22 protein-coding genes are annotated in these 24,291 nt (G+C 61.9%); 8 read left to right on the forward strand and 14 right to left on the reverse strand.

The features are described from left to right. Window positions 1-23: 23 nt before the first annotated feature. From NKH57_RS06290 to NKH57_RS06325, 8 genes are all read left to right on the forward strand, one after another. Window positions 24-1,277: an ABC transporter substrate-binding protein gene (locus NKH57_RS06290; RefSeq protein WP_352942676.1), complete on the forward strand. Its 1,254-nt coding sequence runs from the start codon at window positions 24-26 to the stop codon at window positions 1,275-1,277. Window positions 1,278-1,366: 89 nt separating this feature from the next. Further along, window positions 1,367-2,323 carry a carbohydrate ABC transporter permease gene (locus NKH57_RS06295; protein ID WP_023759717.1) on the forward strand — a complete coding sequence of 319 codons (957 nt, stop codon included), beginning with the start codon at window positions 1,367-1,369 and terminating at the stop codon, window positions 2,321-2,323. After that, complete coding sequence (locus NKH57_RS06300; protein ID WP_023759716.1) at window positions 2,320-3,264, forward strand: carbohydrate ABC transporter permease; 945 nt, start codon at window positions 2,320-2,322, stop codon at window positions 3,262-3,264. The genes NKH57_RS06295 and NKH57_RS06300 overlap by 4 nt, the downstream gene beginning before the upstream one ends. A gap of 4 nt (window positions 3,265-3,268) precedes the next feature. Then, complete coding sequence (locus tag NKH57_RS06305; protein WP_023759715.1) at window positions 3,269-4,384, forward strand: ABC transporter ATP-binding protein; 1,116 nt, start codon at window positions 3,269-3,271, stop codon at window positions 4,382-4,384. A gap of 5 nt (window positions 4,385-4,389) precedes the next feature. Next, complete coding sequence (locus NKH57_RS06310; RefSeq protein ID WP_352942680.1) at window positions 4,390-5,892, forward strand: GMC oxidoreductase; 1,503 nt, start codon at window positions 4,390-4,392, stop codon at window positions 5,890-5,892. Then, the gene (locus NKH57_RS06315) at window positions 5,889-6,650 is read left to right on the forward strand and encodes a 3-ketoacyl-ACP reductase (RefSeq protein ID WP_352942683.1); all 762 of its coding nucleotides are present in this window, start codon (window positions 5,889-5,891) and stop codon (window positions 6,648-6,650) included. Before NKH57_RS06310 ends, NKH57_RS06315 begins: the two co-directional genes overlap by 4 nt. A 12-nt stretch (window positions 6,651-6,662) precedes the next feature. Next, window positions 6,663-8,291, forward strand: coding sequence for a GMC family oxidoreductase (locus NKH57_RS06320; RefSeq protein WP_352942686.1), 1,629 nt, complete (start codon window positions 6,663-6,665; stop codon window positions 8,289-8,291). A 71-nt stretch (window positions 8,292-8,362) separates the two neighbouring features. Then, window positions 8,363-8,677: a Dabb family protein gene (locus NKH57_RS06325; RefSeq protein WP_023759712.1), complete on the forward strand. Its 315-nt coding sequence runs from the start codon at window positions 8,363-8,365 to the stop codon at window positions 8,675-8,677. Window positions 8,678-8,780: 103 nt separating this feature from the next. On the opposite strand, the gene NKH57_RS06330 is transcribed toward NKH57_RS06325, so the two are convergent. The 14 genes from NKH57_RS06330 to NKH57_RS06395 all read right to left on the reverse strand — a co-directional run bounded on the left by NKH57_RS06330 (window position 8,781) and on the right by NKH57_RS06395 (window position 24,125). Continuing rightward, the gene (locus NKH57_RS06330; protein WP_023759711.1) at window positions 8,781-9,626 is read right to left on the reverse strand and encodes an EamA family transporter; all 846 of its coding nucleotides are present in this window, start codon (window positions 9,624-9,626) and stop codon (window positions 8,781-8,783) included. Further along, window positions 9,623-10,525: an endonuclease/exonuclease/phosphatase family protein gene (locus tag NKH57_RS06335; RefSeq protein WP_352942691.1), complete on the reverse strand. Its 903-nt coding sequence runs from the start codon at window positions 10,523-10,525 to the stop codon at window positions 9,623-9,625. Before NKH57_RS06335 ends, NKH57_RS06330 begins: the two co-directional genes overlap by 4 nt. A 190-nt stretch (window positions 10,526-10,715) precedes the next feature. After that, the gene (locus NKH57_RS06340) at window positions 10,716-12,266 is read right to left on the reverse strand and encodes a cation:proton antiporter (protein WP_023759709.1); all 1,551 of its coding nucleotides are present in this window, start codon (window positions 12,264-12,266) and stop codon (window positions 10,716-10,718) included. Between the two features lie 256 nt (window positions 12,267-12,522). Continuing rightward, the gene (locus tag NKH57_RS06345; protein ID WP_352725244.1) at window positions 12,523-13,587 is read right to left on the reverse strand and encodes an ABC transporter ATP-binding protein; all 1,065 of its coding nucleotides are present in this window, start codon (window positions 13,585-13,587) and stop codon (window positions 12,523-12,525) included. An 11-nt stretch (window positions 13,588-13,598) separates the two neighbouring features. Next, window positions 13,599-14,390, reverse strand: coding sequence for an ABC transporter permease (locus tag NKH57_RS06350; RefSeq protein WP_352942695.1), 792 nt, complete (start codon window positions 14,388-14,390; stop codon window positions 13,599-13,601). Further along, window positions 14,387-15,301, reverse strand: a complete 915-nt coding sequence (locus tag NKH57_RS06355) for an ABC transporter permease (RefSeq protein ID WP_352942698.1) — start codon at window positions 15,299-15,301, stop codon at window positions 14,387-14,389. The genes NKH57_RS06350 and NKH57_RS06355 overlap by 4 nt, the downstream gene beginning before the upstream one ends. 63 nt (window positions 15,302-15,364) lie before the next feature. Further along, window positions 15,365-16,471, reverse strand: coding sequence for an ABC transporter substrate-binding protein (locus NKH57_RS06360; protein WP_352725241.1), 1,107 nt, complete (start codon window positions 16,469-16,471; stop codon window positions 15,365-15,367). A gap of 241 nt (window positions 16,472-16,712) precedes the next feature. Further along, a complete protein-coding gene (locus NKH57_RS06365; protein ID WP_352830534.1) occupies window positions 16,713-17,885 on the reverse strand; it encodes an iron-containing alcohol dehydrogenase in 1,173 nt (390 codons plus the stop codon). A 17-nt stretch (window positions 17,886-17,902) separates the two neighbouring features. Next, complete coding sequence (locus NKH57_RS06370) at window positions 17,903-19,288, reverse strand: aldehyde dehydrogenase family protein (protein ID WP_352830537.1); 1,386 nt, start codon at window positions 19,286-19,288, stop codon at window positions 17,903-17,905. A gap of 15 nt (window positions 19,289-19,303) precedes the next feature. Continuing rightward, entirely contained in the window at window positions 19,304-19,723 is a 420-nt protein-coding gene (locus NKH57_RS06375) for a type II toxin-antitoxin system VapC family toxin (RefSeq protein ID WP_352830540.1), read from the reverse strand. Further along, entirely contained in the window at window positions 19,713-20,150 is a 438-nt protein-coding gene (locus NKH57_RS06380; protein ID WP_352942703.1) for a helix-turn-helix domain-containing protein, read from the reverse strand. The genes NKH57_RS06375 and NKH57_RS06380 overlap by 11 nt, the downstream gene beginning before the upstream one ends. 60 nt (window positions 20,151-20,210) lie before the next feature. After that, window positions 20,211-21,581, reverse strand: a complete 1,371-nt coding sequence (locus tag NKH57_RS06385) for a glutamine synthetase family protein (protein ID WP_352725235.1) — start codon at window positions 21,579-21,581, stop codon at window positions 20,211-20,213. Between the two features lie 88 nt (window positions 21,582-21,669). After that, a complete protein-coding gene (locus tag NKH57_RS06390; protein WP_352942706.1) occupies window positions 21,670-23,232 on the reverse strand; it encodes an amino acid permease in 1,563 nt (520 codons plus the stop codon). A gap of 53 nt (window positions 23,233-23,285) precedes the next feature. Beyond that, complete coding sequence (locus NKH57_RS06395) at window positions 23,286-24,125, reverse strand: N-formylglutamate amidohydrolase (protein ID WP_352942708.1); 840 nt, start codon at window positions 24,123-24,125, stop codon at window positions 23,286-23,288. Window positions 24,126-24,291 lie beyond the last annotated feature (166 nt).

The following is a 24,291-nucleotide window of genomic DNA, read 5'->3' on the forward strand; positions in this document are numbered from 1 at the left end:
TAATGAAACAAGGGAGGAAGTACATGTTGCGCAAACTGCTTATCGGAACGGCTCTCGCATCGGGTCTGGCTTTCGCGGCCCATGCCGCGGACGTCAAGGAAGTCCAGATGCTGCATTGGTGGACGTCGGGCGGCGAAGCGGCTGCTCTCAACGTCCTCAAGGGCGACCTGGCCAAGGAAGGCTATGCCTGGAAAGACGTGCCGGTGGCCGGTGGTGGCGGCGACGCTGCCATGACCGCGCTGAAGGCGATGGTTGCGGCCGGCAATTACCCGACTGCCTCGCAGATGCTCGGCTACACCGTGCTCGATTATGCGGCGGCCGGCGTCATGGGCGATCTGACCGAGACGGCGAAGAAGGAAGGCTGGGACAAGTCCGTTCCGGCAGCCCTGCAGAAGTTCTCGGTCTACGAAGGCAAATGGGTCGCGGCTCCGGTCAATGTCCACTCGGTCAACTGGCTGTGGATCAACAAGGCCGTCATGGACAAGATCGGCGGCACCGAGCCGAAGACCTTCGACGACTTCGTTGCCCTGCTTGACAAGGCCAAGGCAGCAGGCGTGATCCCGCTCGCTCTCGGCGGCCAGAACTGGCAGGAAGCCACCATGTTCGACTCGGTCGTGCTGTCGACCGGCGGACCTGAGTTCTACAAGAAGGCCTTCAACGACCTCGACGACGCTTCGCTCAAGTCCGACACGATGAAGAAATCGTTCGACAATCTCGCCAAGCTGGTCACCTATGTCGACCCGAACTTCTCGGGCCGCGACTGGAACCTTGCCACCGCCATGGTCATCAAGGGCGATGCCCTCGTGCAGGTCATGGGCGACTGGGCCAAGGGTGAGTTCCACGCAGCCAAAAAGACCCCGGGCACTGACTTCCTGTGCTACCGCTTCCCGGGCACCGACGGCTCGGTGATCTACAACTCCGACATGTTCGGCATGTTCAACGTTCCGGACGACCGCAAGGCCGCCCAGATCGCATTGGCCACCGCTACCCTGTCGAAGAGCTTCCAGTCGGCCTTCAACGTCGTCAAGGGTTCGGTTCCGGCTCGTACCGACGTTCCGGACACCGACTTCGACGCTTGCGGCAAGAAGGGCATCGCCGACCTGAAGGCTGCCAACGAAGGCGGCACGCTGTTCGGTTCGCTGGCCCAGGGCTATGGCGCGCCTCCAGCGGTCGCCAATGCCTATAAGGATGTCGTCTCCAAGTTCGTCCATGGTCAGATCAAGACCTCGGACGAGGCCGTGACCGAACTGGTCAAGGCCATCGACGACGCCAAGTAAGCGCAACACAAGAAAACGCCTTCCCCGCTCCGGTGGGGAAGGCTCCGATCCGCGAAACCGGTTGGTCGCGCGTCGACGGGAGGAGCTTCATGAGCACGGTAGCGACAAGCCAGATCAAGCTGACGCCGGAGCACGCACGCCCGCGCGCCTCGGTGCGCTCGCGCCTGCAGGACGCGCTGCCGAAGATCGTGCTGGCGCCGAGCTTCGCCATCACCATCGTCTTCGTCTACGGCTTCATCCTGTGGACGATCTATCTGTCCTTCACCAATTCCAAGACCTTCCCGTCCTATGCCATCACCGGCTCGCGTGCTTATCAGCGGCTGTGGGGCTGGACCTTCGACACCGACCCGCCATCGAGCTGGTACACGTCGATCACCAACATGGGCATTTTCGGTTTTCTCTACATCTTCATCTGCCTGGCGCTCGGCCTGTTCCTGGCCATCCTGCTCGATCAGAAGATCCGCGGCGAAGGCGTGCTGCGGCCGATCTATCTCTACCCGATGGCGCTGTCCTTCATCGTCACCGGGGTTGCCTGGAAATGGTTCCTCGATCCCGGCCTCGGCCTCGAGCAGACCTTGCATCAATGGGGCTGGACGAGCTTCCATTTCGACTGGATCAAGAACAAGGATTTCGTCATCTACACGGTGGTCATCGCCGGTGTCTGGCAGGCCTCTGGCTTCATAATGGCGATGTTCCTGGCCGGTCTGCGCGGCATCGACGGCGAGATCATGAAGGCGGCGCAGATCGATGGCGCCACCACCTTCCAGCTCTATCGCCGCATCGTCATCCCGCTGCTGAGGCCGATCTTCCTGTCGGCCTTCATCGTGCTCGCGCACCTCGCCATCAAGTCCTACGATCTGGTGGTGGCGCTGACCAGCGGCGGCCCCGGCGGCTCGGCCTGGCTGCCGTCCAACTTCATGTATGAGTACACCTTCAAGCGCAACGAGATGGCCGTCGGCTCGGCCAGCGCCGTGATCATGCTGATGACCATCATCGCCATCATCGTGCCCTATCTCTATTCGGAACTCAGGGAGAAGCCGCGATGAGCGCCGTCACCACTCCCGCCCGTCAGGCCTCAGGCGGCGTCAACGTCAAGCTCATCAACCGCGTCGTCATCTACGGGCTCTTGGCGCTGTTTGCGCTGTTCTACCTGATGCCGCTGTTCGTCATGCTGGTGACCTCGTTCAAGACCATGGAAGAGATCCAGAACGGCAACATGCTGGCGCTGCCGCAAGCGCCGACCTTCGACCCATGGATAAAGGCGTGGAGCGAAGTTTGCTCGGGCCTGACCTGCGTCGGCATGAAGGGCTATTTCTGGAACTCGATCAAGATGGTGGTTCCGGCAGTCATCATCTCGACCCTGCTCGGCGCGCTCAACGGCTATGTGCTGACAAAATGGCGCTTTCGCGGGGCGACGCTGGTGTTCGGGCTGATGCTGTTTGCCTGCTTCATCCCGTTCCAGTCGGTGCTGTTGCCGATGGCGACCATCCTTGGCAGCATCGGCCGTTTCGGCGTGACTTTGCAGAATGCGACCGGAACGAGCTTCGGCCTCGGTAATTCGACAGTCAACCTTGTCTTCGTCCACGTCGTCTACGGCATCGGCTTCACCACGCTGTTCTTCCGCAACTACTACGAGACGTTCCCAACCGAACTGGTCAAGGCGGCGCAGGTCGACGGGGCAAGCTTCTTCCAGATCTTCCGGCGCATCATGCTGCCCAACTCACTGCCGATCATCGTGGTGACGGTGATCTACCAGTTCACCAACATCTGGAACGACTTCCTGTTCGCCTCCGCCTATGCCGGCTCCGGCGACGTAATGCCGATGACGGTGGCGCTCAACAACGTCGTCAACACCTCGACAGGCGTCGTCGAATACAACGTCAACATGGCGGCCGCGATGATCGCCGCGCTGCCCACCCTTCTCGTCTATGTGCTCGCCGGCCGCTATTTCGTGCGCGGTCTGATGGCTGGCGCCGTCAAAGGATAATCTGATGGCTTTTCTGGAAATTGATGGTCTGCGAAAGCGCTTCGGCCAGGTCGAAATCCTCAAGGGGATAGATGTCGAGCTCGAGAAAGGCGGCTTCCTGGTGCTGGTCGGCCCGTCCGGCTGCGGCAAGTCCACGCTGCTCAACACCATCGCCGGGCTGGAGACGATCACCTCGGGCGAAATTCGCGTCGACGGCCGCCAGATCAACGATCTGCATCCCTCCAAGCGCGACATCGCCATGGTGTTCCAGAGCTACGCTCTCTACCCGAACATGACGGTGGCCGGAAACATCTCGTTTGGCATGGAGATGCGCGGCGTGCCGACGGCGGAGCGCCAGAAGGCGATCGACAAGGTAGCCAAGGTGCTGCAGATCGGTCACCTGCTGCAGCGCAAGCCGAGCCAGCTTTCCGGCGGCCAACGCCAGCGCGTCGCCATGGGCCGGGCCCTGGTGCGCGACCCCAAACTGTTCCTGTTCGATGAACCCTTGTCCAACCTCGACGCCAAGCTTCGCGTCGACATGCGCATCGAGATCAAGCGCCTGCACGCCACCACCGGCACCACCATCGTCTACGTCACCCACGACCAGATCGAGGCGATGACGCTGGCGACCAAGATCGCTGTCATGCGCGACGGCGAGGTACAGCAGTTCGGCACCCCGGCCGAAATCTACAACAACCCGACCAATCTTTTCGTTGCCGACTTCATGGGGTCGCCGGCAATGAACCTGATCCCGGCGACGATTGGCACCAACGGCAACGCGCTGTCCGTCGTGCTCCAGCGCGAGGCGCGCGCGCCGATCAACCTGCCGATGGCCAATGCACCGGCCGGCCTGTCGGCATTCCAGGGCAAGCCGATCATCTTCGGCGTCCGCCCTGAAGCGCTGACCGATCCGGAAGGCGCCGAACGCAACGCCTCGAACATAGCCACGGCCGACTGCCATATCGAGGTCGTCGAACCGGCGGGCTCCGATACCTTCGCAGTCACCAATCTCGGAGGCAAGGGCGTGGTGGCTCGGCTGCGTGCCGACGCCAACATCCAGCCGGGCACCAACACGCCGCTCGCCTTCAACCTGACAAAGGCAGTGTTCTTCGATCCGGCGACCGAGAGCCGCATTCGCTGACGGCCATGACAAATCCGGACATCGTCATCATCGGCTCCGGCATAGGCGGCGCAACGATCGCCTGCGGCGTTGCCGGAAGCGGCGCCTCGATCCTGATGTTGGAACGCGGTGTGCCGTTGCCGGCGACGCCGCATGCGCGTGACACGCGTTCGATCTTCGTCAACGGCCATTACCGGCCGAAGGAGATGTGGCGCGAAGCCGGAGGTGCTGCCTTCAATCCCGGCAACTACTACTATGTCGGCGGCAATTCGAAATTCTATGGCGCTGTGTTGATCCGCTACCGCAAGGAAGACTTTGCCCCCATGGAGCATTTCGGCGGCGTCTCGCCGGCCTGGCCGTTTTCCTATGAGGAGTTCGAGCCCTGGTATTCGAAAGCTGAACAGCTGTTTCGCGTCCGCGGTGCACTGGGCGAAGACCCGACAGAGCCGTTCCACTCGATCCCGTATGCCTACAAGCCAGTGCCCGACGAGGCACCGATCGCCCGCGCCCGCGCCGAACTCAAGAGCCTCGGCCTGCATCCGGCCTCGCTGCCGCTCGGCGTCGACATCGACAGCTGGCTGAAGGATGGCAGGACCGGTTGGGACGCGTTTCCCAATACCGGTCAGGGCAAGATCGACGCGGAGACCGGACCGCTGACTGCAGCACTCAAGGACAGCAACATCCGGCTCGAGACCAGCTGCTATGTCGAGTACCTAGAAGCGTCACCCGACGGCAAAAGCATCGCCGCCGTCCACTATCGCCAGAATGGCGAGGCGAAGAAGGTCACGCCGAAGCTGGTCATCCTCTCCGCCGGCGCGGTCAATTCCGCCGTCATCCTGCTGCGCTCGCCCTCGCCAGACGGCAAAGGCCTCGCCAACCGCTCCGACCAGGTCGGCCGCAATTTCATGAATCACAATTCGAGCGCCATGCTGGCGATCGACCCGCGCCGCCGCAACGATGCCGTCTACCAGAAAACGCTGATGCTGAACGACTATTATCTGTCCGACGGCAAGGGCGGCAAGCCACTCGGCAATGTCCAGCTTCTCGGCAAGATCGACGGCAACATGCTGAAGGCCAATATAAGGTTCGCGCCGAAATTCGCGCTCGACTTCATGGCCGGTCATGCGGTCGACTGGTACCTGATGTGCGAAGACCTGCCCGATCCCGAAAGCCGCATCATGGTCGACGGCAACGACATCGTCATGCAGTGGCGGCGTTCCAACATTCAGTCACTCGATGGATTGACCAAGGTGATGCGCGAAAACTTCCGCGCTTGCGGCTATCCAATTGTTCTGTCGCGGCCTTTCGACAAGCGCACCCCCTCGCACCAGTGCGGTACGGTGAAGATGGGCGACGATCCGGCGACCGCACCGCTCGACCCCTTCTGCCGGTCGTTCGACCACAGGAACCTGTTCGTCGTCGATGCCAGCTTCCTGCCCAACTCGGCTGCCGTGAACCCGGCCCTGTCGATCGCGGCTCAAGCGCTGCGGGTGGCTGATCATATCCGCAAGATGGAGTTGACCGCATGACCCGCCCGGCGGCCATCGTCACCGGCGGCGCGCGCGGCATCGGCCTTGCCTGCGCCGGGGCGCTCGCCGATGCCGGCTTCGATATTCTGGTCGCCGATCTTGCCGAACAAGCGCCAGATGGTCTTGCTACTGATATCGCCGGGCGTGGCGCAAAGTTCGCCTACTCCCCTTGCGACATCGCCTATCTCGCCAACCACACCACGCTTGTCGATGCCGCGACGCGCGCCTTCGGCCGCATCGACTGCCTGGTCAACAATGCCGGCGTCGGCGCTGCCGTGCGCGGTGACCTGCTCGACCTCAAACCGGAAAATTTCGACCGCACGCTGAACATCAATCTGCGCGGCACTGTCTTCCTCAGCCAGGCCGTCGCCAAGGCGATGCTGGCCGCACGTAGCGATCATCCGAAATCGATCATCACCATTACCTCGGTCAGTGCCGAAATGGCATCGCCCGAGCGGCCCGATTACTGCATCTCGAAGGCCGGGCTTTCGATGTGGGTGAAGAACCTGGCGCTGCGGCTGGCGCCCGAAAACATCGGCGTCTTCGAGGTGCGGCCCGGCATCATCCGCACCGACATGACATCCAACGTCGCCGCCAAATACGATGCGCTGATCGACGGAGGGCTGGTGCCCGCCAAACGCTGGGGCGAAGCCTCAGACATCGGTGCGGTGGTGGCGACGCTCGCCGGCGGCAAGCTCGGCTTTTCGACCGGCTCGATCATCAATGTCGACGGCGCGCTCTCCGTGCCGCGACTGTAAGTGGACAGTGTCATGACCGACTACATCATCGTGGGCGCCGGTCCGGCCGGCTGCGTTCTGGCCAACCGATTGAGCGAGGATCCGGGCAATTCGGTCCTGCTGCTGGAGGCCGGCGGCAAAGACTGGCATCCCTATATCCATATGCCGGCCGGCTTTGCCAAGATGACCAAGGGCATTGCCTCCTGGGGCTGGTCGACCGTACCGCAGAAGCACATGAAGGACCGCGTCTTCTGGTACACGCAGGCCAAGGTGGTCGGCGGCGGCTCGTCCATCAACGCCCAGATCTACACGCGCGGCAACGCCCGCGACTATGATGCCTGGGAGAAGGAGGAGGGCCTCGCCGGCTGGGGCTATCGCGATGTGCTGCCTTACTTCAAACGCGCCGAGAACAACCAGCGCTACGCCAACGACTTTCACGGCGACCAGGGCCCGCTTGGCGTGTCGAACCCGATTTCGCCGCTGCCGATCTGCGAGGCCTATTTTCGAGCCGGCCAGGAAATGGGCATCCCCTTCAACCCGGACTTCAATGGCGCCAGCCAGGAGGGCGTCGGCTACTACCAACTGACCCAGAAGGACGCCCGGCGCTCCTCCGCGTCGGTCGCCTATCTCAGACCGATCCGCTCCCGCAAGAACCTCACCGTCAGGACCGATGTGCTGGTGACGCGCATCGTCGTCGAGAAGGGCCGCGCCATCGGCGTCGAAATCGTCGACAGGCCAGGCGGCGAGAAGAAAATCCTGCGCGCCGAGCGCGAGGTGATCGTCTCCTCCGGCGCCATCGGCTCGCCGAAACTGTTGATGCAATCGGGCATCGGTCCGGCCGATCATCTGAAATCGGTCGGCGTCACGCCGGTGCATGACCTGCCAGGCGTCGGCTCCAACATGCAGGATCATCTCGATCTGTTCGTCATTGCCGAATGCACCGGCGACCACACCTATGACAACTACGCGAAGCTGCACCGCACGGCCTGGGCCGGCCTGCAATACCTGCTGCTAAAGAAGGGGCCGGTGGCCTCCAGCCTGTTCGAGACCGGCGGCTTCTGGTACGCCGACCCGACGGCCGCCTCGCCCGACATCCAGTTCCATCTCGGCTTGGGCTCCGGCATCGAGGCCGGCGTCGAGAAGCTGAAAAACCCGGGTGTCACCTTGAATTCGGCCTTCTTGCGGCCACGCTCGCGCGGCACGGTGCGGCTGAAAAGTGCCGATCCCGCCGACCACCCGCTGATCGATCCGAACTACTGGTCCGATCCCTATGACGGCGCCATGTCGATCAGGGGGCTGAGACTGGCGCGTGAGATCATGCGGCAGAAGGCGCTTGCCCCCTATGTGCTGCGCGAGGTGCTGCCCGGCCCATCGCTCGCCAGCGACGACGAGCTGTTCGACTACGCCTGCCGCAGTTCCAAGACCGACCATCACCCGGTCGGCACATGCCGCATGGGTCATGACGACATGGCTGTCGTAACACCGGATCTGCGTCTGCGCGGCGTCGAGGGGCTGCGCGTCTGCGACGCCTCGGTGATGCCGCGCATCCCCTCCTCCAACACCAATGCGCCGACCATCATGGTCGGCGAAAAGGGCGCCGACCTGATCCTCGGCCGCGAGCCGCTGCCGCCGGCCGTGTTTTCTGGAAACCGGGCGGCTTAGGAGCAATTCCAGGAAAAGTGTAAAACGGTTTTCCGTCCGGAATTGCTTACAACAAAGGGATAGAGCAAAAAATGATCAGGCACTGTGTGTTCGCTAGATTCCGCAACGATGTTCCCGTCGCCGAGCGCATGGCGATCCATGCCGACCTCGAGGCGCTGCGACAGGTTATCGACGGCATGGACGCAGTAAATTTCAGCGCCAATGTCAGCCCGGAGCCGTTCGCGCGCGGCTTCACCCACGGCTTCACCATCGACTTTCGCGATGCCTCCGCGCGCGACGCCTATTTGGTGCATGGGGCCCATCAGCGCGCCGGCGCAAGACTGGTCGCGGCGCTCGAAGGCGGCACGGACGGACTGATGGTCTTCGACCTTAGGATTGCTCCTTAAGACAAGATGCTCACCTTCAATCGAAAAATTGGGGCACATTTGTAGATGTGCTTAGTTTCGTCGCCCCATTGGTGAAATGGGTGATCGCGAGACGACACCTGGACTAACCGAGCCTGAGCGCAACGACACCGGCGACGATGCTGAGCGCGGCGGCACCGCGCCAGCCCGTCATCTTCTCGCCGAGCGCGAAGACCGAGATCATCATGGCAAACAGGATCGAGGTCTCGCGCAGCGACGCCACCGAGGCGATCGGCGCCTTGGTCATCGCCCACATCACGATCCAGTAGGCCGCGCCGCTGAGCACGCCGGTGAACAGTCCTGCCTTCCAGTCGCGCGCCAGCACCGGCAGCGCCTTCGGCCCACGGAAGATAAGGCACAGCACCAAGGCGCCAAAAGCATCGCAGATGAACAGCCAGGCGGCATAGCTCTGCGCCGTGGCGGCCAGCCGTGCGCCGCTGCCGTCCGACAGTGTGTAGCTGGCGATGAAAATCGAGGTGGCCAGCGCAAAGCCGACCGCGCGCAAGTTGAGCCTCTCCAGATGCGCACCGCCGCGAAACGACATCACCAGCGTGCCGGCCGACAACAGAAAGATACCCAGAATGGCAAGCGGGGCCGGAACCTCGGCGACGACGAACATGCCGCCAAGCGCCGCCAGCAGCGGTGCGGTGCCGCGCGCCAGCGGATAGGTCTGGGCGAAGTCGCCGGCCCTGTAGGCGCCGATCAGGAAAGTCCGGTAGCCCATGTGGAAAAACACGGAGGCGATGATGTAGGGCCACACTTGCGCTTTCGGCATTTCGACGAAGGGCAGCACCAGGAGGGCCGCGGCACCCATGCCCAGCGTCATCAGCGTGATCGACAGGAAGCGGTCGAGATGAACCTTGACCAGCGCGTTCCAGATCGCATGCATGGCGGCGGCCGCAAGCACTGCGAAGAAGACGAAAAGTGTCATGGGGCGAAGCCGGGTGTTTCCAGATCGATGTCGACCCGGAGCGGGAAATGGTCCGACGCAACCTCGCCGATGTCGGCGCTGATTGAACGCACGCGCCCGGCTAGCATGCCGCCGACGAAACAATGGTCGAGCCGCCGCCTTGCCACCTTGCCGTCGATGGTCTTCACATGGGTGTGGAAGTCCGGGACCGGCTCGCCGGCCACGGCAGCGGCATCGACGAAGCCGTCGAGATAAGCAGCACCGCGATGGTAGGGCGAGCTGCCGACGATGCGATGGTATTCGGCACTGCCCGGTTCCATGTTGAAATCGCCCATCCAGATCGCCGCCAGTGAATTTTCCGGCTCAGCTTCGCCGCTGGTCCAATTGCGTACGGGCTCGTCGTCGACACCACTCCACGGCCCGCCATCCGACGGTGCCCGCCGGTGCTCGGCCATGAGATAGTCGATCTGCTCCAAGCGCTCCTCGACCGCGATATGGGCGAGATGCAGCGACAACACCCGCACCGGGCCCGCTGGCGTGCGGATCATGCATTCGAGTGCCGCATTGCGCGTGTTGAGCGGCCGCAGCGTACGGCGCATCGGCAGCGCATGCAGTCGCGACCAGACGATCGGCAGCTTCGACAGCACCATGGTGCCGAACTGCCGGCGCCGGTTGACCAGGCGGCCGTCGCGCCGCTCGCTGGCATCCATGTCGAAAGCTGGGCCGTAAACCCAGTGATAGCCCGGCAGCAGGCGCGAAAGCAGTTCCGGCTGGTCGTCGAAATTGCTGCGCTGCCAGTGCCGCTCGACCTCCTGCAAGGCGATGATGTCGGCGCCGGCAACGATGCCTGCGGCGCGCGACAGATCATAGCGGCCGTCGCCGCCGAACCCGTACTGGATGTTGTAGCTGACCAGCTTCATTGCTTATCCGGCTCAATGTTGAATGGCAGTAGCGGTTCGGCAGATTGGTTGCAATGTACCGGGCGAGCGACGGGGCTGGGCCAGCGGCCAAAGTTTGATCTCGAAAAGTGGAACCCGGTTTTCGGAATAGATCATGCTCAAACAGGAATCAGAGCCTGCTTCATCTTGAGTCCATCGGATGGAGCAGGCTCTATGTCGTCAGCGGTTGGAACCGGCCTGGTGGCGACGCCGCCAGTTCGGTCCAATCGATCTCTTCCTCGAGGCGGTGATAGGCTTCGTCACCGATCGTGCCGTTGCGGCGCAGTTCCTCCAGCACGTCGCGCTGGCTCTTGATGGCATAGAGGCGCAAGCGGTCATATTCGGTGGCCGCCTGGGCATCGTCAGGATTTTTGGCGATCTTGCGTTGAGCGGCATATTGCTCGCGCACCGCAGCCGCCGCGTCCGATGTCTTGCGGCTCAATATGTCGAGGGCGGCCTGCATGACCAGAACGCGTGCCTGCGCAACCTCTCGGTCGACCGTTTCATCCGGGTCGAGGTCGAGCAGGCGCAGCAGCGGTTTCAAGCTCATGCCCTGGAGCACCAGCGTACCTAGCACGACCGTGAAGGCAGCGAGCACGATCGGGTCGCGGGCGGGGAATTCAGCCGGCAAGGCAAATGCCGCCGCAAGCGTCACCAGACCACGCATCCCGCACCAGCCGATGAGCATGCCGCCGCGCAACGATGGCGCGTCTCGCTGACGATCCGCATTGCCGAAACGGGCCAACCACCTGATGGCCGCGCCGCAGCCCAGCACCCAGGCCAGACGGGAAACGATGACGATGGCAAGTACGGTCCCGGCCAGCAAGAAGGCATCGGTCTGCTGCTCGCCGGCAAGCCTGCCGACAATCGAACGTGCCTGCAGGCCCATCAGCACGAAAGCCAGCACGTTGAGCACGAACACCGCCGTTTCCCACACCGAATAGGAACTGATGCGGTTTCTGGCCGGCATGCGGCGCGGCGCGGTGCGAGCGATTGTCATTGCATAGACCACGATGGTGATGATGGCAGAAAGGCCCAGCCTGTCGGCCAGGATCCAGACCCCGAATGTGCCGGCAAATTGCACCACAGTGCCGCTCGCCGGATCTTCGATACGGTCCAGTGTCATCAGAGACAGCCGGCCAAGCAGATAGCCGGCCGCAAGGCTGCCCAGGGTGGACAGCAGGATCATCGGAACGGCGCTGCTCAGCAGGATGGAGCCTGCTGCCGCCGAAACCGCCATCCGGTAAATCAGCAGCGCGGTGGCGTCGTTGAGCAGGCTCTCGCCTTGCAGGATGGCTGTGATTCGATGCGGCACCTTGAACTGGCCAAGCACGGCCGACGCCGCCACCGCATCGGGCGGCGCCACAATGGCGCCGAGGGCTATGGCCGCGGCGATCGGCAGGCCTGCCATCGTCCACCCGACCAGAGCCACGGTCGCCGTCGTGAAAAGGACAGCACCGAGTGCCAGCAGCACAAGCGGCACCTTGTAACGATTGAGGTCGCGCAAAGACGTATCATAGGCGGCATCGAGCAGCACCGGCGCGATGAACAGGGCAAGCGCCAGTTCCGGGTCGATCTCGATCGTCGGCACGCCAGGCACGAAGGCGATGCCCACCCCTGCCAGCGCCAGCAAGGAGGGATAGGGAACCTGCACGCGCCGTGACAGCGCCGTCAGCGCAACGGCGATCAACAGCAGAAGGAGTGTCAGTTCGAAGAGGGCCATGGCTTGTTTATAGCCGGGAAGCGGGATTGTCGGCAGTGGCAAAGCAGCTGGAAAACGCTTGGCCAGCAAGCTCAGGATGGCAGGCAATGTACCCCCACCAGCTTTTCTTCCACACTCTACTGGTTTCGGCGAGCGCATCGACCCAAGGTCGAAATCACCGCGCCGCCGTTGGAAGCCACGCGAATGGAAGCCCTGCCGGTTCTTCAGGCGGTGTTGCGTCCATTCATGGTGCGAGCCAGAGGGAGCGCTGTCACGCCTAGTGCAGCACCAGCATATCGCTCGACGAGAACGATATCTCGGCCTTTTCACCCACTGCAGGGGGCGGCGTTGCCGGGCTGTTGAACGTATCGAGCGAGACCGTGCTGCCGCCGATGCCGACCCGAACCCGTATCACCGATCCGAGGAAATGCACTTCGGAAATTTCTCCCGAAAGGCTGGAGTCACGGCCGGGCTGGCGGCCCAGCGAGATCGCCTCGGGCCGCAACGCCAGCGACAGCGTGTCGCCCGACTTGGAACCGTTGAGCTTGCCCTGCAGCGATATCTGTTCGGAATTGACCCGCACCGTGCCCGCAGCGGGATCGGTGACGGTTCCCTCGAGCACGTTCAGCGTGCCGACGAAATTGGCGACGAACTTGGTTGCCGGGCGGTTGTAGATCTCGAACGGCGTGCCGACCTGCTCGGCCTTGCCGCCATACATGACGGCGATTCGGTCGGAGATCGACAGCGCCTCTTCCTGGTCATGCGTGACGAAGATGGTGGTGATGCCGAGCTTCTTCTGGATCGAGCGGATTTCCTCGCGCAGCGACACGCGCACCTTGGCGTCGAGAGCCGACAGCGGCTCGTCGAGCAGCAGCAGCTTCGGCTTCGGCGCGATGGCGCGGGCCAGCGCGATGCGCTGCTGCTGGCCGCCTGAGAGTTGGTAGGGATAGCGATCCGCCATCTGCGGCAGCTTGATGATGCCGAGCATCTCGGCGACACGGGCATCGATGTCCGCCCTCGGCATGCCGGCGACCTTGAGGCCGAAGCCGATATTCTGCGCCACGGTCAGGTTCGGAAACAGCGCATAGGCCTGGAACACCATGCCGACATTGCGCTGGTTGGGCTTCAGCCTTGTGATGTCCTTGCCGCTGACGACGATCTTGCCGGCGCTCGGCTCCTCGAAGCCGGCGACCATCCGCAGCACGGTGGTCTTGCCGCAGCCGGACGGGCCGAGAAAGGAGACGAATTCGCCGCTCTCGACGTCGAGATTGAAATCCTCCACCACCGTGGTGGCACCGAAGGATTTTCGAACGTGCTGGATGGACAGAAACGGATCGGCCATGGCTTTGACTTTCAGTTCGGACGGTTCGCCGATCTCGGCGCGAAGCGGGACAGGATCTGGATCAGCGACATGCAGCCCCAGGTAATGGCGAAGGCGATAATGGCGAGCGCTGCCGGCTCATAGGCGCGGTTGGCGCCGATATTCTGCAGATATGGGCCGAAAGCCGGCCGATTGAGCAGGCTCGCCATGGTGAACTCGCCAATGACGATGGCGAAGGTCAGGAAGGCGCCCGACAGCACCGCGATCAGCACGTTGGGCAGGATGACACGGGTGATGATCGTCCCCCAACCAGCACCAAGGATCTGTGCCGCTTCCGTGAGGGTACGCACGTCGATGGTGCGAAGCCCGGTGTCGACGGCGCGATACATATAAGGCAGCGCCAGTGTCGCATAGCCGATGACCAGCAAGGCATTGGTGCCTGTATCGGTCGCCAGGAACGGCAGCGGCGAATTCGACCCATACATTCTGATGTAGCCGAAGACGATGACGATGGCCGGGATGACCAGCGGCAGCAGCGTGATGAACTCGACGATCGGCCGCAACTGCGGCAACCGAAGCCGGATCCAGTAGGCGGCCGGCACCACGATGAGCACGCCGAGAACGATGGTGAAGACGGCGGCAAGCACCGAATAGCCGAAGGTCGCCTGGAAGCGCGCATCGCCGAGCACGACCTTGTAGGCGTCGAAGGAGTACTCGCCACGCCGCATGCGCATGGAGAACTCCACGGTCGCGATCAGCGGAATGAAGAAATAGGCCGAGCCAAGGGCGAAAACTAGCCAGGCCCAGAACTTTCCCGACTTCATTTCAGCCACCTCTCTGAACGGGTCCGGAACCAGATGTAGAAGACATTGGCCAGGCCGGTAATGAAGATCATGCCGAAGGCTATGGCATAGCCAAGATGCGCATTGTGCAGCACGTCACCGCGGATCTGCGCATAGAGCAGGATCGGCACGATGTTGAGCGACGAGCCAGTCAACGCATAGGCGGTGGCTATCGCGCCGAATGCGTTGGCGAACAAAAGGATGACGGTGCCGAGAAAGCTCGGCCAGATCACCGGGATGACAACCATGCGCCAGTATTGCGCCATGGTCGCCCCAAGCGTTGCGGCGGCCTCGCCCCATTCCTTCTTCAGACCATCGATTGCCGGTACGATGATCACCACCATTAGCGGAATCTGGAAGTAGACATAAGTCAGAGTCAGTCCCCAGAATGACAGGATGTTGAAGCCATGCGCATAGATGTTGAGACCGAACAGGGTGTTCAGGATCACCGTCGCAAGGCCGAGCCGGCCGAGCGTGGCGAGGAAGGCGAAGGCCAGCGGCACGCCGGCAAAATTGGAAGCGACCCCGGAAAAGGTCAGCGTCGCCGAGCGTATCCACTCCGGCAGGCCGCCGCGCACAATGGCGATCGCGATGGCGAGACCTGCGAAGGCGCCGATCAGCGATGAGGCGAGGCTGACCTTGATCGAAATCCAGTAGGCGGCAACGATCGAAGGCTGCGCCAGTGCGGCAATATTTTCGAAGGTGAATTCACCCGCCTCATTCTGGAACGCGCCTAGCATCAGATACAGCGTCGGCAGGATCAGGAACATGATGGCGAAGATGAAGAACGGCGCGACACCAAGCCATTGCGTGGGCAGCCGCATGCTACGTGCTTCGGCGGGAGGCGCGGTCTTGCCGGTAACAGCGTGGTCGGACAATGAGATATCGGTCATGCGCCGGCTACCGTCTTCGAGAGAAAGACCGGGCGACCCAGAGGCCGCCCGGCATGGCGTAACTTACTTGACGTTGGCGCCGACAACGGCATCCCAGTTCTTGGTGATGGCTTCCTTCGCCTTGCCCTGCTCGTCGAGCGTCGGGAACGCCGCGGCCGCATAGGACTCAGCCGGCGGCAGCTTGGCCAGCACGTCCGCCGGGATCTTGTTGTTCTTGGCAAGATCGTTGAAGCGGATCGGGTGGCAATAGCCCTTCAGCCAGGCGATCTGGCCTTCGTCGGAATAGAGGTATTCCAGCCAGAGCTTGGCTGCGTTCGGGTGCGGCGCGAAAGCGCTGATCGCCTGCACGTAGACGCCGGCGACGACACCGGTCTTCGGCACGACGACGTCGACGGGCGGGTTGCCCTTCAGCGTGTCACGGCCGGCGAGCGCGTTGTAGTCCCAGGTGACGAGGATCGGAGTCTGACCCTGGGCGAGCGTGGCGGCCTTGCCGATGACCGGCACGAAATTGCCGGCGGCGTTGAGCTTCTTGAAGAAGTCGAGGCCAGCGGTGCCGGCTGCCTCGCCAGCAGCCGCACCCGATGACAGCCCAGCGGCATATACCGCCTGGATGGCCTGGTTCGACGCGCGCGGATCACCGGCCAAAGCGACCGAGTTGGCGAATTCCGGCTTCAGCAGGTCGGCCCAGTCCTTCGGCGATTCCTTGACCAGATCCTTGTTCACCTGGAAGGACAGCACGCCGTAGTAGTCGCCGGTCCAGAACCCTTCGGCATCCTTGGCGCTGTCTGGGATCGAGTCCCAGGTCGACACCTTGTAAGCCTGGATCAGGCCATCCTTCTTGGCCGACGGGCCGAACGACAAGCCGACGTCGATGACGTCGGGCGCCTGCGGGCCCTTGTTGTCCTTGTTGGCCTTGATCGCCTCGACCTCGTCGCCGGATCCGGCATCGGGGTTGAGTTCGTTGACGGTAATCCCAGGATACTTGGCCTTGAAGCCATCGATGACGGCACCGTAGCCGCACCAATCATGCGGCAAAGCGATGGTAGTGAGCTGGCCTTCCGCCTTGGCGGCCTTGACGAGATCGTCCAGCGAAGCCGCGGACGAAATCACCGACGACACCATCAGGGTCGCGGCCGAAAGGGAAAGCACTTTCCCCGTGAATTTCAACATGTGTTCTCTCCGTTGAACTGACGCCGTTGGACGCCTGCGATGCGGTATCGTTTTCATGTGACAGCCAGATGAAAGCTTTATGAAACCGGCTGCTCGCAGTGCGAAAAGTAAACTCTTTTTAACCGGCTGTAGCAATCGCTTCGCGATTCTTTTTCCGGCTAACTAATTTCTGCCTTGCCCGTCATCCTCCCCCTTGTTTTTGTAGCCCCTTTTCAAATCACTTTGCGATGCGGAAAACGCCTCAGACCGTGCCGGCGATGGCGTTTTCGAGCAAGGTCAGCGCCGCCTTCTTGGTCAGCTTGACCGGGTTGCCGCCTGCGGTCGGATCGACCACGGCCATGTCGGCGATCAGCGCCTTGCGCTTCTTGTCCATGTCGAGCCCTTTGATCAGGCCCGGCAACGCGTGCGGTACCTTCAGTTCCTTGCGCAGCTTGATGACTGCCTTGGCAAAGCCGTCGAAGCCGCCCTTGATGCCGCAATAGGCGGCGAGCCGGCCGATACGCTCCTCAATGGGATCACGATTGAAGGCCAGCACATAGGGCATGAACACCGCGTTGGTCATGCCATGATGAGTGTCGTAGAGCGCGCCGACTGGATGCGACAGCGAATGGATGGCGCCAAGCCCCTTCTGGAAGGCGGTGGCGCCCATCGCGGCTGCGCTCATCATATGGGCGCGCGCGACGAGATCCTTGCCGTTGGCAAAAGCCTTCGGCAGGTTCTCGAAAACCAGCCTCACACCTTCGACAGCGATGCCATCGGCCATCGGATGATAGCCCGGCGCGCAAAAGGCTTCGAGACAATGGGCAAGCGCATCCATGCCGGTGCCGGCGGTGATGAAGCCGGGCATGCCGACCGACAGTTCCGGATCGGCGATGACGATGGCCGGCAGCAATTTGGGATGGAAGATGACCTTCTTGGTGTGGGTCGCCTCGTTGGTGATGACGCCGGCGCGGCCGACTTCCGATCCGGTGCCCGCGGTGGTCGGCACGGCGATGATCGGCGCGATGGCCTCCGAATTGGCGCGCGTCCACCAGTCGTCGACATCCTCGAAGTCCCACACCGGCCGCGTCTGCCCGGCCTGGAAAGCGATGAGCTTGCCGAGATCGAGCGCCGAACCGCCGCCGAAGGCGATGACGCCGTCATGCTTGCCCTTCTTGAACACGGCGATGCCGGCGGTCAGATTGGATTCGACCGGGTTCGGCCTGACCTCCGAGAAGACGCCATAGGGGACCTTAGCGTCGTCAAGAATCTTCAGCGTCGAGGCGACGACCGGCAGCTTCGCCAGGCCTGGATCGGTGACGAACAGCGGCCGCTTGATGCCGGTGGCCGCCAACGCCTCAGGCAATTCCTTGATGCGCCCGGCGCCGAAGCGGACGGTGGTGGGGTAGTTCCATTTGGAGATCAGCTTGGACATTTTTGTCTTTCAATAAATCAGATGGCTTCGCGCAGATGGAAAGATTTCGGCCTGGTCAGATTGTCATAGCCGATGGCCGACAAGCCCGCCCCCTTGCCGGTATCCTTGACGCCGGTCCAGACCAGCGCCGGGTCGAGGTAGTCGCAGCGGTTCATGAACACCGTGCCGGTCTCGACGCGGTTGCCGATCGCCACCGCATGCTCGGTATCGCGCGTCCAGATCGAGGCCGTCAGCCCGTAGGGACTGTCGTTCATCAGCGCGATCGCCTCTTCGTCGTTGCGCACCTTCATGATGCCGACGATCGGACCAAAGCTCTCCTCGCGCATGACGCTCATCTGATGGTCGACATTGGTCAGCACTTCCGGCGCCAGATAGGGCGAACCGGCTTTGTCGTTCGCCACCTTCATGTTGATGTGCGCCACCGCGCCTTTGCGCAGCGCCTCGGCCTTCTGCTCACGGATCAGGTCGGCGAAGCGCGCCTGCGCCATCGGCCCCATCGTCGTCGCCTGGTCGAGCGGATTGCCGACGACATAGTTCTTCGTCTCGGCGATGAAACCTTCGACAAACTCGTCATAGACTTTCTCGTGCACATAGACGCGCTCGATGCCACAGCAGCACTGGCCGGAATTGTAGAAGGCGCCGTCGACCAGATTGGCGACCGCATGGTCCATCTTGGCATCGGGCAGCACATAGGCCGGATCCTTGCCGCCAAGCTCTAGGCCGAGCGTCATGAAGGTGCCCGCCGCCGCTCTTTCGATGGCGCGGCCGCCGGCGACCGAACCGGTGAAATTGACATGGTCGATCTTGCCCGAGCCGAGCAGCTTCTCGGTCTGGGCGTGGTTGAGCACGATATTCTGGAACACACCCTTCGGCAGACCGGCCTTCTCGAAGGCCTGCTGAAAGCGCTCGCCAACCAGCAGCGTCTGCGCCGCATGCTTGAGGATGACGGTGTTGCCGGCCATCAGCGCCGGCACGATGGTGTTGACGGCGGTGAGGTAAGGATAATTCCACGGCGCGATCACCATGACCACGCCGAGCGGATCCTTCTTCACATAGCGGCGGAAGCCATCCTTCGGGTTAGAGGCCGGCACGGACTTGAGCGCCGCCTCGGCGATCTCGACCATGTAGTTGGTGCGTTCCTTGACGCCGCCGAACTCGCCGCCATAGCGAACAGGCCGCCCCATCTGCCAGGCAATCTCCGGCACGATCTCGTCGGTCATCGCGACCAGCGCTTCCAGCATCGCCAGCATGTACTTGCCGCGCTCGACGATCGGTGTCTCAGCCCACTTCTCCTGCGCCGCTTTGGCGCGCTCGACCGCGGCGTTGATCGCCAGGTCCGTTGCCACGGGCCTTTCAGCATAGATCGAGCCATCGACGGGGGATATGAGTTTCACGGTTTCCAATTAAACGTCTCCAAATCAACAAGGAACTGTTTTGACGAAGCCAGCCGAGCCATAGGCAAGGATCGCGCGATCGCGGGTGATGATTTCCAAATTCTTCGAGCGCGCCGTAGCTATGATGATCCGGTCTGTTGGATCATTGTGAACGACGCCGGGCAGGAACGAAGACTCGACCAAGAGCTCACTGTCGATTCCTTCAACACTCGTTGCACCAGCCTTCACGAACCGTTCAAACCATGCGAGCGGTGACTTGATGAACGGAAGCCGGCCTTTAGAAACCAGCATTCCGATTTCCCAAGCGGACATGACGGAAACGGCGATCACGTCGCCATTTTTCCGCGCGCTTGTCACCCTCTCAACCGCCGCTCTCGCGACCGGTTGTTCCGTCGACAGCCACAGTATGAAGCATGTGTCCAGGAGCACCCCATCAGTCGTCATACACCTTGCCCCAATCCGGATCCGCGGGTGCGGTGTAATCGACGTCCGGAAGAAGCGTGAGCGTCCCAGCCATGCATCCAAACAACGGATCGCCGCCTCGAGGCGGCACGATGTATTCTCCAGCGGTGTCGTTTACGTCTAACGCATTCTCGAAATCCACCTGCCCCTCCATGAAGCCGGGACGACGCTCCGCCGCCTTCGCATCCGAAGAGCCCAGGTGGACCAACACCTCGCTTTCCGGCTGGCCGAAAATTTCAGCGATCTTGCGTATTTCATCAACTTGCATACGCCGCTCGCCGTTCAGCGTCCGCGACAAGGCGCTGTAGTGCATGTTCATTTGGGTGGCCATGCGGCGCACCGTCAGGTTGCGCTCCTTCATCTGACTGTCAAACCACACCTTGTCGACATTGGCTTTGCCTTGGGGCAATCCTGCCTCCCGTATGTTGCGATGCCATAATTACAACATAGTGCGAAAACAGCAACACTGTCAATATCGCTCGAACCCTCTATGCAGTTCCCAATCCGTAATCCGGCGGTCGTATTCGAACTGCTCCCACTTGGCGGTATGGACATAGTGTTCAAGCACGTCCTCGCCGAGCGCCTCCTTCAGCATCATCGAGTTCGTCAGCGTCTCGGTGGCATCGCGCAGCGTCTTCGGGATCTCCGGCAGGCGAGATGCCTGATAGGCATCGCCGACAAACGGCTTTTGCAGTTCCAGCTTCTCGTCGATGCCGGCAAGACCGGCTGCGATCAGCGCCGCGAAGGCAAGATAGGGGTTGAGGTCGGCGCCGCCGATGCGGCACTCCATGCGGATGCCCTTGGTGCCCTCGCCGCACAGCCGGAAACCGGCGGTGCGGTTGTCCTCGCTCCACATGATCTTGGTCGGCGCGAAGGTTCCAGCCTGGAAGCGCTTGTAGGAGTTGACGTAAGGCGCCAGGAACCAGGTGAATTCGTTGGCGTATTTGAGTTGGCCTGCCGCCCATTGCTGGCCGAGCGTCGACAGCGTCCACTCCGCATTTTTGTCGAAGAACAGCGGCGTCTTGCCGTCGGCGCTCCACAGCGAATTGTGGATGTGGCTGGAATTGCCGGCGAGCCCGTAATTGTATTTGGACATGAACGAAATTGCCTTGCCCTCGGACTCGGCGATTTCCTTGGCGCCGTTCTTCAGGATGACGTGGCGGTCGGCCATGTCGAGCGCCTCGGCGTAGCGCACATTGATCTCTTCCTGGCCGGGACCCCATTCACCCTTGGAATTCTCGATCGGGATGCCGGCCGCTTCCATCTCGTTGCGAAGCCGGCGCATGACGCCTTCTTCCTTGGTGGTGATGCCGATCTGGTAATCGCCGATATAGGGCGATGCCGTGTCGAGGCCCTGCCAATGCTTCTTGCGGGCGGAATCGTAGGTCTCGTTGAACAGGTAGAATTCCAGCTCTGAAGCGAAATAGCCGATATAGCCGCGCTCCGTCAGCCGCTTGACCTGCTTCTTGAGGATGGCGCGCGGCGAGTGCGGCAGGTCGTCATGCGTGTGGTGGTCGAGCACGTCGCAGATCACAAGTGCGGTCTTTTCCAGCCAGGGAATGCGCCGAAGCGTGGCCAGATCCGGCTTCATAACGAAGTCGCCATACCCTTTCGACCAGCTCGCCGCCTTGTAGCCGGGCACGGGCTCCATATCGATGTCGGCGGCCAGCAGATAGTTGCAGCCATGCGTTTCGTCGTGCGCGGAATCGACGAAGTATTGCGCCAGGAACCGTTTGCCCGCCAGTCGGCCCTGCATGTCAACGATGCAGGCCAGCACCGTGTCGATCTCGCCGCTGGAGACCGCTTTCTTCAATTGATCGAACGAGAAATTTCCGGCCATTCCTTTGGCACTCCAGCGCTTGACGATTGAAAGGGGCTAACGAAACCATGGCCGGCAAAAACGCCGGCCATGGCCATGATGGTTGATGTCAGTAGCCGGTTTCGCCGACGGCCAGTTCGGCGGCCGCGATGGCAGCCTTGCGCTTGGCAATCTGGTCGCCGATCGGTGGACCCTGGAAGCGGCGGTTCTCGAAACCGAACCAAAGCACGGCGGTCAGCCCAATGAAGCCAATGGTGATGTATAGCACCTTGTCGTTCGGCGGCTGGATGGCGATGTAGAAGATGATCGCCATGCCGACAACCGACAGGACGCAAAACAGCTTGAACAGCCCGGCGCCGAGGTTCCACGGGCCCGGATTCGGCCATTTCGCCGTTCCGAAAGTCATCATGCCGAGCACGATCGGAATGATGAATGACAGGAACAGGAACACCAGCGTCGAATTGACGACGATGGTGTAGATGTTGGTGCCGCCGATCGAAATGAACTGCGCAAGAAAGACATAGATGATCTCAAGCACCGCAGCGGTCCAGATCGCGTTGACCGGCGTGCGCCAGGTCGGGCTGACTTTGGCAAGCGACGCGGAACCAAACGGCATGCCACCATCACGCGAGAAGGCAAACAACATGCGCGAAGCCGAGGTCACCGTGGCCAGACCGCACAGGAACTGCGAGAGCAGGATTGCGAGATACAGCAACGTCTTCAGCCAGACGGGCATGATCGCGTCCATGGTGGCGAAGAACACGTTCCAGCCCTGCTTGGCGCCGGCGGCCAGGTCGGGGATTGCCAGAACGATTGCGCACAGCATCACCCAACCGATTAGCGAAGACCAGAGCACGGACGAAACGATCGCCTGCGGCACCGAGTGTGCTGCTTTCTCTGTTTCTTCGGAGGTATGCGCTGACGCGTCGTAGCCGGTGATGGTGTAGACCGGCAGAAGCAGGCAGAGCAGGAACAGGTAGCTCATGGAGTCGGACTGCGGGAAGACACCGCCACCGGCGTCGCCCGAATAGTTGGTGAATGTCCACAACCGCGTGATATCGATCGCGGGCGCAAACACCAGGCAAGCCACGATCAGTACTGCCGTCGCACCCAGGATGAGGAAGCCCGAAGCATCCGTCAGCATGGCCGTGAGCCTGATGCCAAAATGGTTGAACACCGCCTGCAGCACCGTGATGAAAGTAACGAACCCGACGATCTCGCCAGGCGTTCCGGTGATGCCAAACCCGCTTCCGAACGTTCCGACAAAGAAGAATGCGGTGCCGATATTGATCGCCCCCAGCACGGTGATCAGGCCGAGCAAATTGAGCCAGGCGGTCAGCCAGCCGGTGAAGCGGTTTCCGAGGATCGAAGACCAGTGATAGAGGCCGCCAGCGGTCGGAAATGCCGAGGCAATCTGCGCCATCGCAAGGGCAAAGCAGGCCGAAACACAACAGCCGACGATCCAGCCGATGCCCGCCGCGGCGCCGCCGATCGACCCAGTGGCTTGTGCAAAGGAATTGATGCCACCCGAAAGGATGCAGATGATCGAGAACGAGATCGCGAAATTCGAGAAGCGGCTCATGCTTCGCGACAATTCCTGGGCATAGCCCATACCGTGGAGAACCTTGAGGTCCTCCTTCTTGTCAATGTCTGTGTAACCCGGTGCTATCATTGGAAGTCCCCTGTTGTTTCCGAGCGAGATGCGTCAATCTCATCTCGCTCTGGCTAGCCCATTGAACTGACTTTCCGACTGAATGCGATCTGGCCGACTGAATGCGATCTGGTCTGTCCTGCCTCCTCCGGCTCCAGATCCGAAAAAATGCCCGTGAGCAGATCCCCCCATTTCCGCTGCCCGGTCTCGCCGGAAATTTCATCATTGCGGATTTCGATCATCGCGCAAGGCAAGCCGCGCGAGCGCGCGTGGCGTTCCAGCGTGAAATAGACGCGGTCGGCCGGCGAATAGGGCTCGTTGACGCCGACGGTGACGCCGGCAAGCCGCTTCAGCGCCGATATCAGCGGTGACGCCAGCCGGCGATCCTCGTCGTGGATGATGCCTATATGCCAGGGCCGATTCTTACCCTTGAAGACCGGGGTGAAAGAATGGATCGACACCAGTCGCGTCTCTCGGCCCGACGCCAACCGATCCTCGATGGTCTTCTCGATAGTGTCATGGAACGGGCGCCATGCGAGCGCTACACGCGCCTCCCGCTCGTCGGCGGAGAGTCCCTGGTTCGCTGGAACGACGGTTTTCTCGCTGACACTGACACTCATTATGAGGTCGGGCGCGTCGAGCGGCCGGTTGCAGTCGATGACGAGACGCGAGATACGGGTTTCGATCAGCGTGGCATCGAGCGCCTCCGCCATGCGGCGGGCAACCGGCAGCGCGCCGGGATCCCAGGCGATGTGGCGCGACAGGTCCTCGGCGGCAAGGCCGAGCGTGCCGAATTCAGCGGGAAGGAAGTTCGAGGCGTGATCGCAAGTCAGCACAAAAGGGCTCGATCCGCCGGGGTTCGTCACCCTCACGGTATCAGACGCTGCAAGGCTGGCGGGCCGTGCTTTCTCCATAGTCTGCTGTCCCCGGGGACGCTGTATCGTATGTTACGTATTTTGTGTCATTGCGTCCCTATGGATGATTTCATACAGTTTGGGCGACTTTGTCAAATGCGATTTCGGAAAAGACCTTCGACCAGGCCGAAGCGTTTTGCAGCCAGGTAGAATCACTTGGCGTCGC

This window comes from Mesorhizobium sp. M1050, from assembly GCF_040318715.1.
Taxonomy (GTDB): domain Bacteria; phylum Pseudomonadota; class Alphaproteobacteria; order Rhizobiales; family Rhizobiaceae; genus Mesorhizobium.